The organism is Cognatundibacterium curvum (assembly GCF_014284235.1).
GTDB classification, from domain to species: Bacteria; Pseudomonadota; Gammaproteobacteria; order Burkholderiales; family Burkholderiaceae_D; genus Undibacterium; species Undibacterium curvum.
In genome coordinates this window covers 256,948-271,801 of the sequence record NZ_JACOGD010000008.1, presented here as the reverse complement: position 1 = coordinate 271,801, position 14,854 = coordinate 256,948, and the positions used below count along the sequence as shown (strand labels likewise).

General features: G+C 51.3%; 15 protein-coding genes and 1 riboswitch. Of the genes, 7 read left to right on the top strand and 8 right to left on the bottom strand.

Translation table 11 applies throughout. The features are described from left to right. Positions 1-323: 323 nt before the first annotated feature. From H8K43_RS16060 to H8K43_RS16025, 8 genes are all read right to left on the bottom strand, one after another. Positions 324-1,427 carry an enoyl-CoA hydratase/isomerase family protein gene (locus tag H8K43_RS16060; RefSeq protein ID WP_186904761.1) on the bottom strand — a complete coding sequence of 368 codons (1,104 nt, stop codon included), beginning with the start codon at positions 1,425-1,427 and terminating at the stop codon, positions 324-326. A gap of 135 nt (positions 1,428-1,562) precedes the next feature. Continuing rightward, positions 1,563-1,907 (bottom strand): ribosome hibernation-promoting factor, HPF/YfiA family, encoded by a 345-nt coding sequence (gene hpf / locus H8K43_RS16055; RefSeq protein WP_162020613.1) that lies wholly within the window; start codon positions 1,905-1,907, stop codon positions 1,563-1,565. 120 nt (positions 1,908-2,027) lie between these two features. Next, entirely contained in the window at positions 2,028-3,500 is a 1,473-nt protein-coding gene (locus tag H8K43_RS16050; RefSeq protein ID WP_186904760.1) for an RNA polymerase factor sigma-54, read from the bottom strand. Between the two features lie 11 nt (positions 3,501-3,511). Next, positions 3,512-4,264 carry an LPS export ABC transporter ATP-binding protein gene (gene lptB, locus H8K43_RS16045; RefSeq protein WP_186904759.1) on the bottom strand — a complete coding sequence of 251 codons (753 nt, stop codon included), beginning with the start codon at positions 4,262-4,264 and terminating at the stop codon, positions 3,512-3,514. 1 nt (position 4,265) lies between these two features. Next, complete coding sequence (lptA, locus tag H8K43_RS16040; protein ID WP_186904758.1) at positions 4,266-4,838, bottom strand: lipopolysaccharide transport periplasmic protein LptA; 573 nt, start codon at positions 4,836-4,838, stop codon at positions 4,266-4,268. A gap of 4 nt (positions 4,839-4,842) precedes the next feature. Next, a complete protein-coding gene (gene lptC / locus H8K43_RS16035; protein WP_186904757.1) occupies positions 4,843-5,502 on the bottom strand; it encodes an LPS export ABC transporter periplasmic protein LptC in 660 nt (219 codons plus the stop codon). After that, entirely contained in the window at positions 5,499-6,023 is a 525-nt protein-coding gene (locus H8K43_RS16030) for a KdsC family phosphatase (RefSeq protein WP_186904756.1), read from the bottom strand. Before H8K43_RS16030 ends, lptC begins: the two co-directional genes overlap by 4 nt. Next, on the bottom strand, positions 6,023-6,985 hold the full coding sequence (locus tag H8K43_RS16025; protein ID WP_222611065.1) for a KpsF/GutQ family sugar-phosphate isomerase: 963 nt from the start codon (positions 6,983-6,985) through the stop codon (positions 6,023-6,025). Before H8K43_RS16025 ends, H8K43_RS16030 begins: the two co-directional genes overlap by 1 nt. 298 nt (positions 6,986-7,283) lie before the next feature. Here H8K43_RS16025 and H8K43_RS16020 point away from each other — a divergent pair, with 298 nt between their 5' ends. From H8K43_RS16020 to H8K43_RS15990, 7 genes are all read left to right on the top strand, one after another. Beyond that, positions 7,284-9,266 (top strand): monovalent cation:proton antiporter family protein, encoded by a 1,983-nt coding sequence (locus H8K43_RS16020; RefSeq protein WP_186904754.1) that lies wholly within the window; start codon positions 7,284-7,286, stop codon positions 9,264-9,266. A gap of 34 nt (positions 9,267-9,300) precedes the next feature. Beyond that, entirely contained in the window at positions 9,301-9,843 is a 543-nt protein-coding gene (locus H8K43_RS16015) for an adenine phosphoribosyltransferase (protein WP_162020620.1), read from the top strand. A 204-nt stretch (positions 9,844-10,047) separates the two neighbouring features. Further along, positions 10,048-10,192: riboswitch (S-adenosyl-L-homocysteine riboswitch) on the top strand. 39 nt (positions 10,193-10,231) lie between these two features. Next, positions 10,232-11,641, top strand: a complete 1,410-nt coding sequence (ahcY, locus tag H8K43_RS16010; protein WP_186904753.1) for an adenosylhomocysteinase — start codon at positions 10,232-10,234, stop codon at positions 11,639-11,641. 61 nt (positions 11,642-11,702) lie between these two features. After that, a complete protein-coding gene (locus H8K43_RS16005; protein ID WP_162020622.1) occupies positions 11,703-12,047 on the top strand; it encodes a phage holin family protein in 345 nt (114 codons plus the stop codon). Continuing rightward, entirely contained in the window at positions 12,044-12,871 is an 828-nt protein-coding gene (gene metF, locus H8K43_RS16000) for a methylenetetrahydrofolate reductase [NAD(P)H] (protein ID WP_186904752.1), read from the top strand. The genes H8K43_RS16005 and metF overlap by 4 nt, the downstream gene beginning before the upstream one ends. Positions 12,872-13,154: 283 nt before the next feature. Then, positions 13,155-13,565 (top strand): type 2 periplasmic-binding domain-containing protein, encoded by a 411-nt coding sequence (locus H8K43_RS15995; RefSeq protein ID WP_186904751.1) that lies wholly within the window; start codon positions 13,155-13,157, stop codon positions 13,563-13,565. A 35-nt stretch (positions 13,566-13,600) separates the two neighbouring features. After that, positions 13,601-14,761: a porin gene (locus tag H8K43_RS15990; RefSeq protein WP_186904750.1), complete on the top strand. Its 1,161-nt coding sequence runs from the start codon at positions 13,601-13,603 to the stop codon at positions 14,759-14,761. Positions 14,762-14,854: the final 93 nt, after the last annotated feature.

Below are 14,854 nucleotides of genomic sequence, written 5' to 3'. Positions count from 1 at the left end.
CCGAACAGGACCGTGAAACGACTCTGCGCCAATGATAGTGCTGCAACCAGTGTGAAAGTAGGTTATCGTCAGGCTCCCTTTAAAAACCCCTCGTTACAGTAGTAACGGGGGGTTTTGCTTTTAGGTGTGCTTTAGGCTTTGTGGTTCTGCGCTTTGCAAGCTGCTAGCAGCCGAAGAGCGAAAAACATAAACCAAAAATCAAAAATCAAAAATCAAAAATCAGAAAATAAAAACAAAGGGAGAACGCTTGCGCGTTCTCCCTTTGTTGTTTCTAGGCTTTACTCAGTTAGTTCAGACTTATTCAAACGAATAGCCAAGCATTCTTAGAATGCGAGTTCCTGAAGCTCTCTTAAAGGATGCGCATAGTCTGGCCACACCTGTGCAAAGAAACTGAGAACCTGGCTACGGCTGACTTCTTCCAGACTGGCTGGTGACCAGGCTGGTGTATTGTCCTTATCGACCACCAAGGCGCGTACGCCTTCAATCACTTCGCCATGTTTGAAGCAATGTCTGACCATATCGCGCTCCATACGCAGGCAGTCAGACACTGTCATAGTGGCACTGCGTCGGAGTTGTTCTAATGTGACGCACATCATCAGTGGTGAACGCCTGGCCATAGTGTTCGCCGTCTTTTGTGCAAAATCGCTGCCTTCTTCGCGCAGTGCTTGCATAATGTCGGCGACGGAGTCCGCACTGAAGACCGAATCAATCAGGCTACGTTGTTGTGCCAGTTGCGAACCTGCAGGATCAGCCTGGTCGCGGTAAGCTGCTGCAAACTGATGAATCCGTGCGCGCAGGTCAGTGGCATCGCTGGTATGTAACAGCTGCATCAATGCGGGTAACTCGGTCGAAGGAATAAATACGTCAGCAAGGCCTGCATATAAGGCGTCGGCAGCACCGATCACTTCACCGCTTAAACCCAGATAACTGCCGCATTGGCCTGGCGTACGGGACAGAAAATAACCGCCGCCTACATCAGGGAACAGACCGATATTCACTTCCGGCATCGCCATCTTGGTCCGTTCCGTCACTATCCTGACACAGGATTGCGGACCTGCCTGGGCGATGCCCATGCCACCGCCCATGACCACACCATTCATCAATGCGATATATGGCTTAGGATAGAAATGAATCAGATGATTGAGAGCGTATTCTTCTGTGAAGAAGTCTTCCAGTAATGCGCTGTCGCCTCGCGGGCTGGCCGTGCCTACATCATAAAAGAAGCGGATATCACCGCCTGCACATAAGGCCTTTTCACTACTGCTTTGCAATACCACTGCGCGTATTTCGGGATCATCGCGCCATGCCATCAGCGCCGCGGTAATGCCACGTACCATATCAAGCGAGAGTGAATTCAGCGCCTTTGGCCTGTCCAGCGTGATGTAAGCTATTTGGTTGAGTACTGAAGTGAGAAGATAGTCGCTCATAGAGAATCAGAAAATTCATTAAGGTCAGCAATTTTATGCTGTGATCTGCCTGCAGATCAAACTTTGCTTACATTTTATGCCAACAAAAAAGGACGCAAGCCGCGTCCTTTTGAGTGATCCCCTGAGGGAGATGTGTTATGCCGACGCTGGGTCAGGCATGTGTTTGATCGCTTCGTGGTGATGATCCTGGATCTTGTCTTTGTGTTTGATCACCTGACGGTCCAGTTTGTCTATCAGTGCATCAATTGCGGCATACAGATCGTGCGCCAGACTTTCAACATGAATATCTTTTCCGCTGATATGCAGATTGATATCAGCCTTATGGCGTTTCTCTTTCTCGCGGAGCTTATCGACCGTCAGGATGACGGCAATATCAATGACCTGATCGAAGTGACGCCGGACGCGTTCCAGCTTAGTTTGTACATATTCACGGATTGCAGGAGTGACTTCGACGTGATGTCCACTGATGGTGAGATTCATACTGTGCTCCTATGGTGACGTTACTTGCTAAATACTCGCTATGATGATGCGCTCATCTCATCTGATTGGTACTGAGCTAAATCATATATAGCAATTAAAGCCGTGATTACAAGAACTGAGTTACAAAGTTTTACGCAAACTGACTGGTGGGATTTTCAAGGCTTCACGGTATTTGGCAACGGTGCGTCGCGCAATGACCATACCCTGTTCGCCCAGCATGTCTGCGATTTTACTGTCAGAGAGTGGGCTCTTCTGGTCTTCTGCTCCTATTAGCTGCTTGATGAGAGCGCGTATTGCGGTGGACGATGCTTCCCCCCCGGTTTCCGTCGCAACGTGGCTGCCGAAAAAGTACTTCAACTCAAACATCCCATGCGGGGTCAGCATGTATTTTTGGGTCGTTACACGAGAAATCGTACTTTCGTGTAAACCTAGTGTATCAGCTATTTCGCGCAAAACAAGGGGGCGCATGGCGACAGCACCGTGTGTGAAAAAATTCTTTTGTCTTTCTACAATTGCTTGTGCAACGCGCAAAATAGTATCGAAGCGCTGCCGCATATTTTTGATCAGCCAGCGTGCTTCCTGCAGCTGGGTGCCAAGGCTGCATTCATTTTTATTATCTTTTGCCATTTGTGCATACATGCTGCTGACACGCAGTTTAGGCATCACATCCTGATTCAGTAATACCTGCCATTGCTGACCACATTTACGCACAATCACATCGGGTACCACATAGTCTGCAGCCTGCTGCGCAAAGGCGGACCCGGGACGTGGATCGCACAGGCGTATCACAGCCTGCGCTTCCCGCAAATCCTCATCGTCACAGGCAAAGATTTTTTTTAACTTCGTGAAATCACGCTGCGCGAATAAGTTTAATTGCTGCTCAATAATCGCCAGCGCCAGTCTGCGCGTCACGACAGGAATTTTGGGGAGACGGCGTATCTGTAATGCCAGGCATTCAGACAGATTACGTGCTGCAATGCCGGGGGGGTCAAAGCTCTGCACCATATTTAAGGCAAACTGCAACTCTTCCGGTTCCACACGCAATTCCAACGGCAGGCTGGAGTGGATCTCGTCCAGACTCTCAGTCAGATAACCATTATCATCGAGCGCATCGATAATCAGCTCACACAAGGCGAGGTCACGAGCACCGCGCAGATTGACGCGCATCTGTTCCAGCAAATGTTCACGCAGACTGATGCTGGCCGCTTCCAGCTGAGGCCGGCCATCATCGTCGTCTGCCTGGCGCGATCCGGATGGAACTTCGTCAAAGCTCCAGTCTTCCGCGCTCACACTCTCGCTGGCGGCAAAGTCGGCTTCTGCCGGACTGTCGGCCACAGGCTGTTCGTTCTGGGCATTGCTATCTTTGTCTGCCGTAGCATCCGGGGTATTCTGTGTTATTGCGCCGTCGGCCAGCAGGCGGATGGCATGATCCAGAGGATCATCTACGCGCTCTAATAAAGGATTCTCGATCAGCAGGGATTCCAGTTCCTGATGCAACTCAAGCGTGGAAAGTTGCAGCAGACGGATAGACTGCTGCAGTTGCGGCGTCAGGGCAAGGTGTTGCGAAGTACGAAGTTGCAGACTTTGTTTCATGATGCGCCCGGTTACATGCGGAAGTGTTCTCCGAGATAAACCCGGCGCACAGATTCGTTTTGGATAATATCATCTGGCTTGCCGCTGGCCAGGACTGCCCCCTGATTGATAATGTAGGCATGATCGCAGATCCCCAGGGTTTCACGTACATTATGATCTGTAATCAGGACGCCGATTCCACGTCCTTTGAGGAAGCGTACGATGCGTTGTATCTCAATCACCGCAATCGGATCAACGCCGGCAAATGGCTCATCGAGCAGCACAAACAAGGGATCGGTCGCAAGTGCACGCGCAATTTCCACCCGGCGGCGCTCGCCGCCAGACAGAGATAAGGCTGGGTTTTCACGTATATGTTCTATTTGCAGATCCGCTAATAACTGATTCAGGCGTTGACTGATTTCGTCCTTGCTCAGGAATTTGCCGCGCTTGTCTTTTTTTAATTCCAGCACGGCACGTATGTTTTCTTCTACCGTCAGCTTGCGAAATACAGAAGCCTCTTGCGGCAGATAGGACAGGCCAAGCACCGCACGCTGATGAATCGGTAATGCGGAAACATCGACACCGTTAATGCCTATCTCGCCGCTGTCAGACGGCACCAGGCCAACGATCATATAAAACGAAGTCGTCTTGCCGGCACCATTCGGCCCTAGCAAGCCCACCACTTCACCGCTTTTCACCATCAGCGATACATCTCTGACTACCTGGCGCGCGCCATAGCTTTTTTTCAGCCCTTTGACTTGCAAAGTGTTATCTTTAGCCAGCATTTTATTGAGCCTGTGTTGTACCGGACGCCGATTTGCTGCGCAGGATAAGTTGAGTCCGTGGCTTGGCTGTATCGTGTTCACCGCTGACGCTATTGGTTCCGGTCAGCACTTCATTACGGCTGTCATAGGATAAATATTCGCCGAATTGTTCCTGCATTACTTTGTTAGCTTCAATATTGCGGACCTTGGCACGGGTCGTGAAAACGACGATTTCAGTTTTTTCATTGTAGACAGCTTTTTCCGCTTCGCCTTCTAACCAGCGCTCATTCGGGCCATCCATTTTTTGACGGAAGGTAATCAGACCATGATTTTTTCCGAGCAGGGTGACGATCTGTGTACCGTCTTTTTCTTCCTGTATGGTCGCATTATCTGCCTGAATCAACAGCGTGCCACGAGTGATGGTGACGCCGAGTGACAGCACATTCAGATTTTTTTTCAAATCGTAGAAGCTTTTACCTGCTTCAATCACCGCATCTTTCAATGCATCTGCTTTTTCTGCATGGGCGAATGGCGACAGCGTGCAGGACATCAGCAGACTGGCTACAGTGACTAGGTGTCGTAAAGAAAGGTGCATATATTTATTTCCTGATATCTGGTTGTGAGGGCGGTGTTGCCAGGTCTGGGCGCCGCTTGACACGCATATGGACTTTGCTGAGAAAGCTGACTTGTTGAGTCAGGTTGTTCGCTTCAATTCCTATCGCAGTGGCATCTACTTTGTAAGTCTGCATACGGACTGCCTGATCCGTCTTAACAATGTCTGAATCTGGCAGCATCAGCAGGTATTCAGAGCTTAACTGGAAAAAATTCTTGGGATCAGCCGAGGTCTGCGCTACGATCACATTCTCATAAAAATGGACTTGATCATAGCTGCGGTTTAACAGTGGATTGGTAGATTTTTGTTCTACCACCGCGCGTTTGGCCTGTATCGTGACCGGTTGTCTGCGTTCGTCAAAACTATGTATCAGTGGATTGGTGATTTCATACTGATCAGTCTGCGGCAAGTGGATCAGCTTATCGCCCTGAACGTGATAATTGGCCTGACCGTTATTGGATAATTTAATGAAATTAAATTTTTCCACATAATAGTCAGGTTCTTTACGATTTTGCAGACGACCTGCAGCTTCATCACCCTGACGGTGTATGACCTGATGGATCCAGATACCGGCCAGCACCACGACGCCCAGTGCCGCCACTCCCATCCAGCTGCGCGCCTGATCGATAGTGACTTGGCGTTTCATGACAGATAGCGTGCCAAAGCCTGATCATACTTATCCTGGGCGCGCAGGATAATGTCGCAGATTTCGCGCACTGCACCTTTGCCGCCGCCCACAGTCGTCACGAAATCCACACGCTGCCGGACTTCGGCGTGACCATTTGGTACGCTGACAGAAAATCCGACCCGGTTCAACACCGGTAAGTCAATCACGTCATCGCCGATGAAACCGCAGGCTGCTGCAGGGATGTCTAATTCTGCGATTAAACTCAGGAAGGCAGACTGCTTATCATGTATGCCCTGACGCACATGGGTGATACCGAGATCAGCAGCACGTTTTGACACGATAGCCGATTGTCTGGCACTGATAATGGCCGTCGCGATGCCCGCATCCTGCAGCAGCCGTATGCCCTGGCCATCAAGTACATTGAAGGTTTTTAAAGCTTCGCCTTCAGGACCAAAATGCAGACTGCCATCGGTCAGGATACCGTCCACATCAAATATCATCAGCCTGACCTGCGCCGCTTTAAGTAAATAGTCGCTCATCAGATCACCTTGGCACGGGTTAAATCGTGGATATGCAGCGCACCGACCAGACGGCCGTTTGCATCCGCTACCAGTAACTGGTTAATGCGGTAGGTTTCCATAATCTCTACAGCTTCGACCGCGAGTTGTTCCGGACGTATGCGGCGTGGATTCGAATGCATCACATCGGCAATTGAAATTTGTGTGAAATCCTGTACGGTCTCCATCATGCGGCGTAAGTCACCGTCCGTGAACACACCGACGATCTGATTTTCTGCATTCACCACCGCCGTCATCGCCATACCTTTTTTGGTGATTTCAAGCAGGGCGCTGGTCAGTTTTGTATCCGGCGTCACGCTGGGAATTGCGTCCCCGGTACGCATGACGTCTCTGACATGGGTCAGCAGGCGGCGCCCCAGGGCGCCCCCTGGATGCGAGCGCGCAAAGTCTTCCTCGCGAAAGCCGCGCGCATCAAGTACCGCAACCGCCAGTGCATCGCCCAGCGCCAGTGTGACGGTGGTACTGGCAGTTGGTGCCAGATTCAGCGGGCAGGCTTCTTTTTCGACATGCAGGTTCAGGTGCGCATCAGCGATTTGCGCCAGACTGGATTGCGGCTTACCGGTCATCGCGATCAGTTTCACACCCAGACGCTTGATGATGGGGACGATGGACATCAGCTCGGCCGCTTCGCCGGAATAAGAAATGGCAATAAACACATCCTGCGGAGTGATCATCCCCAGATCGCCATGGGCTGCTTCGGCTGGATGGACAAAAAAAGATGGCGTACCGGTAGAGGCGAAAGTCGCTGCGATTTTGCGACCAATATGACCGGATTTTCCGATGCCGGAAACGACCACACGGCCGTTGCAGGACAGCAACATGTCGACCGCCTGCGCAAAAGCAGCGGCATCTTCTGCCTGCAGGCGCTGCCGCAGATGATGGAGTGCATCGGCTTCAATTTGCAGGGTAGTTGCGGCCAGCATGACCGCCCGCTGCGCTGCACTGGTGCAGCCAGACTTTGACGTGTCGTCAGAGGTTAAGGGAGCAGTGAATTGATTCATGCACGAAGTATAAACGAAATCCTGTAAGCAAAAACTCTGCCAGATGTAACATAATTTGCTTTACCGGAATCTGTATGGCATCCGGGTGGTCGCCGATTCACAGGAGTGTATCAGGCGCGCGTGAGCATACTCAGCCTATCCAGCGACAGACTTTCTTGAAATCGAGCAATTTATTCAATGGAAACACCGGTTTGCCAGCATTTTCGGCAATAATGTCTTTATGAATGCTCTCGACACCACCTTATCTTTACTGGCCGCCGCCGTTCTGGGGGTGGTCGCTTTCCGCATGCTGCAATTGCCGCCGATACTGGGTTATCTGGTGGTCGGTGTGGTCATTGGCCCATTTGGCCTGGGTTTTGCTGAAGATGGCGCAGTGACTCATGAAATGGCGGAATTCGGCGTCGTGTTTCTGATGTTTTCAATCGGGCTGGAATTCTCCCTGCCCAAGCTGATGGCCATGCGCAAGCAGGTATTTGGACTTGGGATGGCGCAGGTATTGGTGACTATCCTGGCCAGCCTCTGCAGTGGCTGGCTGGCCAGCTACTGCTTGCCCAAGTTCTTTCAGATAGGCTGGGAAGCCGCATTCGCATTGGGTGGCGCGCTTGCCATGTCATCCACAGCGATTGTGTCGAAAATGCTCACGGAACGCCTGGAGCTGGAAAGCCTGCATGGCCGTCAGATTATCAGCATCCTGTTATTTCAGGATCTGGCCGTGGTACCGCTGCTGATCCTGGTACCGGCGCTTGCTACCCACTCAGACAATATAGTCACTACCCTGCTGTGGGCCGGTGGCAAGGCCGTGCTGGTGCTGGTCTTGCTGCTGGTGGTCGGGCAGAGCCTGATGCGTGGCTGGTTTAAGCTGGTGGTGAAGCGACGCTCGCAGGAATTATTCATGCTGAACCTGCTCCTGATCACGCTGGGTGCGGCCTGGCTGACCGAGAAAGCCGGTTTGTCGATGGCGCTCGGCGCTTTCGTCGCAGGCATGCTGATTTCTGAAACTGAATACCGGCATCAGGTGGAAGAGGATATTAAGCCCTTCCGTGACGTGTTGCTGGGTCTGTTCTTTATCACCATAGGCATGCTGCTGAATCTGAAGCTGGTGGCGCAGAATGTGTGGATGGTGCTGTTCCTGTTTATCGGCCCCTTGCTGCTGAAGCTGGTGTTGATTGCTGGATTGGCACGTCTGTTTGGCTCATCCACCAGTGTCGCCCTGCGTACCGGCTTGGCCTTGGCGCAGGCAGGTGAGTTCGGCTTTGTTTTATTGAATCAGGCCGGTGCGCTGAACCTGATAGACCCGCAACTGCTGCAGCTGATTCTGGCCTCGATGGTGCTGTCTATGTTGGTCTCGCCCTTCATCCTGGCCAAGTCGGATGCAATCGTGATGAAGTTTTCTGCCAATGAATGGATGATGCAGTCGCTGGCCCTGACGCAAATCGCTGCGCGCACGATGTCGACCCGCAAACATGTGATCATCGCGGGTTTCGGTCGTAGCGGCCAGAATCTGGCGCGTTTGCTGAGTGAAGAAAAAATCGATTATCACGCCTTGGATCTGGACCCGGACCGCGTACGTGAAGCACAGACGGCCGGTGCCAACGTGTCTTATGGTGATGCCGCACGTAAGGAAAGCCTGGTCGCGGCTGGCATACACCGCGCTGCCGCTTTGGTCATTACTTATACCAGCACGGCATCAGCGCTGAAGATTTTGCACTTTGTGCACGAGCTGCAGCCGGGCTTACCAGTGATTGTGCGCAGCCATGATGATGTCGATCTGGAAAAGCTGCGCGACGCCGGTGCCACCGAGGTGGTGCCTGAGCTGATGGAGGGAAGCCTGATGCTGGCTTCGCATGCACTGGTCTTGCTGGGTGTGCCTTTGCGGCGCGTGGTGCACCGGGTGCAGGCTGCGCGCGATGAGCGTTATGAATCGCTGCGTGGCTTCTTCCATGGTGCCAGTGATGTGGCGGATAGCCCGGATGCCATGCAAATCCGCTTACACTCAGTCACCTTAAGCGAACGTGCCAGCGCGGTTGGCAAGCGCATTGCCGAGCTGGCGCTGGCCGAGCTGGAGGTGGATATCCATACCATACGGCGCGGCAAGGCCAGGCAGGAAGCGGACGATACGCTGGTTTTACAGAGCGGTGATGTGATCGTGGTACGCGGAACCTCAGAAGCAGTCGCAAGAGCGGAGCTGAGGCTGTTAAAATAGCGGGTTATTTTTAAAAATTGAAGGACATCTGGCGATGTTAAATCCATCCGAGTACATTAAAGAACATATCCGCACCGTGCCAAACTGGCCACAAGAAGGCGTGATGTTCCGCGATATCACCCCTTTGCTGCAAAACCCCAAGGTGTTTCGTGTGCTGATCGATATGTTCGTACACCGCTATATGGATGAAAAAATTGATGTGATCGCTGGGCTGGACGCGCGCGGTTTCATTATCGGTTCGGTGCTGGCTTATGAACTGAATCTGGGTTTTGTGCCTATCCGTAAAAAAGGTAAGCTGCCTTTCCATACCGTATCCGAAGAATATGTACTCGAATATGGCAGTGCGACCGTAGAGTTGCATGCGGATGCCTGCAAAAAAGGCGACCGCGTGGTGCTGATCGATGACCTGATCGCGACTGGCGGTACCATGATGGCCGGTAAAAAACTGCTGGAGCGTCTGGGTGCCACCGTGGTTGAAGGTGCGGTCATCGTCGATTTGCCGGAATTAGGCGGCTCTAAGATCATCAAAGACAGCGGCATGCCTTTGTATACAATTTGCAATTTCGACGGCCATTAAAACTGCACTTTTGCCAGCTTTGACAAAAACGGATGCCCGACTGGCATCCGTTTTTGCTTTACAGCGGTATTACAGCGGTATTGCTGCGGTATGCACCTGATTTGTACGGCCAGAAGCAAAACCCCGGCTGGGGCGGCTTAGCGTAAATACTGCGCGCAGTTCAGCTTGCTATGCAGAAAACCCTGAGCTGCGCTATACTTCCCAGCTTCCAAGGAGCGTTGCGACGGAAATCTCTTTTCCGCCAGGCTTGGAATCATAGGCGTAAGCCGGTAGTTTGACTTTCTTGTTTCTGATGATGCAAAAATGAACAAATTTCCGGCCTTGCTGACCACAACTGCGCTCACGTTACTTTTTTCTTAAGAAAGGAGGGCGTGAGAACGCCGCCATCATGACTACTCAAACAGCAACTCAAGACTACCTCGTCGCCGACATCAGCCTGGCTGACTGGGGCCGCAAAGAAATTCAGATCGCTGAAACAGAAATGCCTGGCCTGATGGCGATCCGTGAGGAATTCGCTGCCAGCCAGCCGCTCAAAGGCGCACGTATCACCGGTTCGCTGCATATGACGATACAGACTGCAGTTCTGATCGAGACACTCAATGCACTGGGCGCACAGGTACGCTGGGCTTCCTGCAATATTTACTCGACTCAGGATCACGCTGCTGCGGCCATCGCAGCCGGCGGTACGCCGGTATTCGCATTCAAAGGCGAAAACCTGGATGAATACTGGGAATTCACGCACCGCATTTTTGAATGGACCGATGGTGGTTATTCCAACATGATCCTGGATGACGGTGGCGATGCGACTTTGTTGCTGCACCTCGGCACCCGTGCAGAAAAAGATATTTCGGTACTCGATAATCCAGGCTCCGAAGAAGAAGTCTGTCTGTTCAATGCGATTAAATCCCATCTGAAAACTGATGCGACCTGGTACTCCAAGCGCCTGGCTGAGATCAAAGGCGTAACCGAAGAAACCACGACCGGTGTGCATCGTCTGTATCAGATGCATAAAGAAGGCAAGCTGGCTTTCCCGGCAATTAACGTCAATGACTCCGTCACCAAGTCTAAATTTGATAACCTGTATGGCTGCCGCGAATCGCTGGTTGACGGCATCAAACGCGCCACTGACGTGATGATTGCGGGTAAAGTCGCTGTGATCGCTGGTTACGGTGATGTCGGCAAGGGCTCTGCACAAGCGATGCGTGCTTTGTCTGCCCAGGTATGGGTCACAGAAATCGATCCTATCTGCGCCTTGCAGGCAGCGATGGAAGGCTACCGCGTGGTGACGATGGATTATGCAGCGGAACATGGCGACATCTTCGTGACCACTACCGGTAACTACCATGTGATTTCACATGCCCACATGCAGAAGATGAAGGATCAGGCCATCGTCTGCAATATCGGTCACTTTGATAATGAAATCGATGTCGCCTCGCTCAAGCAATACACGTGGGAAAACATCAAGCCACAAGTGGATCATGTGATCTTCCCTGATGGTAAACGCATCATTCTGCTGGCTGAAGGCCGTCTGGTGAATCTGGGTTGCGGTACTGGTCACCCATCTTATGTGATGAGCTCTTCGTTCGCGAATCAGACTATCGCCCAGATCGAACTGTTCCTCAACAATGCGCAATATCCAGTAGGCGTGTACACCCTGCCTAAGCATCTGGATGAGAAAGTCGCGCGTCTGCAATTGAAAAAACTTAATGCACAATTGAGCGTGCTGACGGATGAACAGGCTGCCTACATCGGCGTGAAAAAAGAAGGTCCTTACAAGCCGGAACACTACCGTTATTAAGATTTGAACCTTTCCCCGGCTCTGTCAGCGCAGACCGGGGATTTTTTTTACAGGAGATGCTATGCGTCTGCTCGCTATCTGGCTGGTGAATGCGCTTGCATTACTGGCGATTCCTTATCTGATGCATTCGGTGACGATTGATAGCCTTGGTACCGCGCTGTTAGTCGCGCTGGTGCTGGGCTTTGCCAATACCGTATTGCGTCCGGTGCTCTTGCTGCTGACTTTGCCGGTCACCGTCATCAGCATGGGCTTATTCATTTTTGTGATTAATGGCCTGCTGTTCTGGGGTGTGGCGAGTATGGTGGATGGCTTTCATGTGGCTGGCTTCTGGTCTGCCGTGGGTGGCGCCTTGCTATACAGCGTGATCTCCTGGACTTTGTCGACTTTAATTTTGCAAAAATCATGAATCAACATAACTTCAGCATAGAATTTTTTCCGCCTAAGACCGCTGAAGGGGTGGAGAAACTACGCGTTACCCGTACTAAGCTGGCTGAGCTGCAGCCTAAATATTTTTCCGTGACTTTCGGTGCCGGTGGCACTACCCAGCAAGGTACGCTCGATACTGTGGTCGATATCCGGCGCGAGGGTTTTGAAGCGGCTCCGCATTTATCCTGCGTCGGCGGCAGCCGCGAATCGATACGTCAGATTCTGCAGCAATATCAGGCGCATGACATCCGTCGTCTGGTCGCATTGCGCGGTGATTTGCCCAGTGGTTACGGCATGGGCGGCGAGTTCCGCTATGCGAATGAACTGGTTGAGTTTATCCGCGCTGAAACCGGTGACTGGTTTCATATCGAGGTAGCCGCCTATCCGGAAATGCATCCGCAGGCGCGTTCGCCGCAGGATGATCTGCAAAACTTTGTACGCAAAGTGAAGGCGGGTGCGAATTCTGCAATTACCCAGTATTTTTATAATGCAGATGCTTACTTCCGTTTTGTGGAAGAGGCGCGCAAACTGGGTGTGGATGTGCCTGTGCTGGCCGGTATTATGCCGATTACCAATAGCAGTCAGTTACAGCGCTTCTCAGAAATGTGTGGCGCTGAGATTCCGCGCTGGATACGCCTGAAGCTCAATAGTTATGGCGATGACAGCGCATCGATCAAGGCCTTTGGTCTGGATGTGGTCAGCAGTATGTGTGAGCGTCTGTTGGCAGGCGGCGCACCTGGTTTGCATTTTTACTCTTTGAATCAGGCTGCGCCTACCACTGCGATCTGGAAAAACCTGATTTAATTTCCTTTATCGTCGTACCAAAAGCAGCAGCGGAACCCAGGTTCCGCTGCTGCTTTTTTATTTCGTTGTGGAAAATCGACGCTCAGCACAAACAAATTGGAAATTTCTGAAAAGCATGACTAGACTGAGTTTAACAATACGTTTTTTGCGCTGACTACTTGTTATCAGTCCATAAAATCAGTCCTTGTATCACCTGTAATCTGTTTCCCCACCAGTATTTTCCCTGAAATAGCCTCATTGTCAGTCCTGTTCTGCTGTTGCAGTTTTTACCGGAGGATGAGTCATGAAGTGCCGATACCTGAGTTTGCTTTTTGTAATCGTGGTGGGATGCCTGAGCATGCCCGCCCATGCTGAGATGGTCATCATCGTTAATAAAGAAAATCCCGCCACCAAAATGTTCCTGAATCAGGTCGCACAATTTTATCTGGGCGGCTCTAATTTATTTGCACCGGTGGAGCTCGCAGAAAACTCACCGATGCGTGCAGAGTTTTATAAAAAAGTGCTGGATAAAGATCCGGCGCAGGTACAGGCCATTTGGTCCAAACTGCTTTTCACAGGGAAAGCCAAAGCACCGAAAGAATTCAAATCCAGTGCTGAGGTGAAGAAGTATGTCAGTGAAACCCCAAATGCGATGGGTTACATAGAAAAATCCGCGGTAGACGACAGCGTTAAAGTTGTCGCGATCGTACCGTGATCTGCCGGGCTGACATCAAGATAAGGAGAATAGCGATGAAGAAGTTAGTATGTGCCATGCTCTTGCTTCCAGGTCTGGCTTCAGCGATTGATCTGGATGAAAGCGGTTCGCTCAAGCTGAGCGGTTTTTATAATCTGACTGCAGGTAAGGTACTCAGTGGTTCTGCACTCGGCAGCTCCACACCCTGGACTTACCAGCAGTATCAATGTCCATGTTCGATACAGAATTGGGAATACACTGGCGTATATGAAAAATCCAAGGGCTGGCAACTGGATCAGGAATCGCTGCTGGGTCTGCAATTGAAAAAAGAATTTTCGCCTACCCTGTCAGCCACCGCGCAAGTGGTGATGCGCGCACAGAATCCGAATAAAGGTTCACGCCCAACGGTAGACTGGGCATATCTGAGCTGGCAACCGAGTGCAGAATCTGACTGGACCTTCCAGGCTGGGCGCTTCCGTATTCCTTTGTATTACTACAGCGACTATTTGTACATCGGTTACGCTTATCCCTGGTCGCGCCCGGCACCGGATGTGTATGGCTGGCCGATTTATGCCTACGATGGTGGCAATGTCAGTTACCGCCGTCAGCTGGGCGAATCTGACTGGGCGATGACAGCAAGCGCCTGGACCGGCAGCTTTACTTCGGATAACAATCCCTACTACACGCGGCTGTATTACACCACGCCGACCAATGATGCATGGAAAAAAATTCTCGGTGCTTCAGTCAGTGTCAACAATGGGATTTTCGATGTACGTGCGATGATGATGCGGCATGAAGAAACCGTGTCACAAAATGACCCGGTCGCTGGCACTACTTTCCTGCTGAAAGATCAGCCGACCCGGATTATGGGCTTATCCATCAATATGGATTACAAAAACTGGTTGCTCAAATCGGAGTTTGACCGCTTTGAACAAAAGGATGCGTCTAAAGGTATTAACAATATCTATAAATACGCCTTGTTTGGTGTTGGCTATAACTTCGGTGCCTGGACACCGATGTATACCTACTCGCAATACACGACGGTGACCGAGCCGACAGAAGGACGTCAGTCGCATTATCTGTCTTTGCGCTGGGACTTCCGTAAAAACATGGCGCTGAAACTGCAATACGATATTTCTAAAGACAAGTCGCATTATCCTTATCCTTTCTTTGGTGATTCCAAGCTCTTGTCTTTGTCACTGCAAGGCACGTTCTGACAAAGTAAATATGCTCCTCTTGAGGCCACCTCAGCTGCCGCTGCGGTGGTCTTTTTTTCTGTTTGATTCATTTCTCCTTAAGCATCGTTTTGA

Coding starts and splice junctions, on each gene's coding strand:
- H8K43_RS16060 (WP_186904761.1), bottom strand. CDS start 1,427: ATGAGCGACTATCTTCTCACTTCAGTACTCAACCAAATAGCTTACATC.
- hpf (WP_162020613.1), bottom strand. CDS start 1,907: ATGAATCTCACCATCAGTGGACATCACGTCGAAGTCACTCCTGCAATC.
- H8K43_RS16050 (WP_186904760.1), bottom strand. CDS start 3,500: ATGAAACAAAGTCTGCAACTTCGTACTTCGCAACACCTTGCCCTGACG.
- lptB (WP_186904759.1), bottom strand. CDS start 4,264: ATGCTGGCTAAAGATAACACTTTGCAAGTCAAAGGGCTGAAAAAAAGC.
- lptA (WP_186904758.1), bottom strand. CDS start 4,838: ATGCACCTTTCTTTACGACACCTAGTCACTGTAGCCAGTCTGCTGATG.
- lptC (WP_186904757.1), bottom strand. CDS start 5,502: ATGAAACGCCAAGTCACTATCGATCAGGCGCGCAGCTGGATGGGAGTG.
- H8K43_RS16030 (WP_186904756.1), bottom strand. CDS start 6,023: ATGAGCGACTATTTACTTAAAGCGGCGCAGGTCAGGCTGATGATATTT.
- H8K43_RS16025 (WP_222611065.1), bottom strand. CDS start 6,985: ATGCTGGCCGCAACTACCCTGCAAATTGAAGCCGATGCACTCCATCAT.
- H8K43_RS16020 (WP_186904754.1), top strand. CDS start 7,284: ATGAATGCTCTCGACACCACCTTATCTTTACTGGCCGCCGCCGTTCTG.
- H8K43_RS16015 (WP_162020620.1), top strand. CDS start 9,301: ATGTTAAATCCATCCGAGTACATTAAAGAACATATCCGCACCGTGCCA.
- ahcY (WP_186904753.1), top strand. CDS start 10,232: ATGACTACTCAAACAGCAACTCAAGACTACCTCGTCGCCGACATCAGC.
- H8K43_RS16005 (WP_162020622.1), top strand. CDS start 11,703: ATGCGTCTGCTCGCTATCTGGCTGGTGAATGCGCTTGCATTACTGGCG.
- metF (WP_186904752.1), top strand. CDS start 12,044: ATGAATCAACATAACTTCAGCATAGAATTTTTTCCGCCTAAGACCGCT.
- H8K43_RS15995 (WP_186904751.1), top strand. CDS start 13,155: ATGAAGTGCCGATACCTGAGTTTGCTTTTTGTAATCGTGGTGGGATGC.
- H8K43_RS15990 (WP_186904750.1), top strand. CDS start 13,601: ATGAAGAAGTTAGTATGTGCCATGCTCTTGCTTCCAGGTCTGGCTTCA.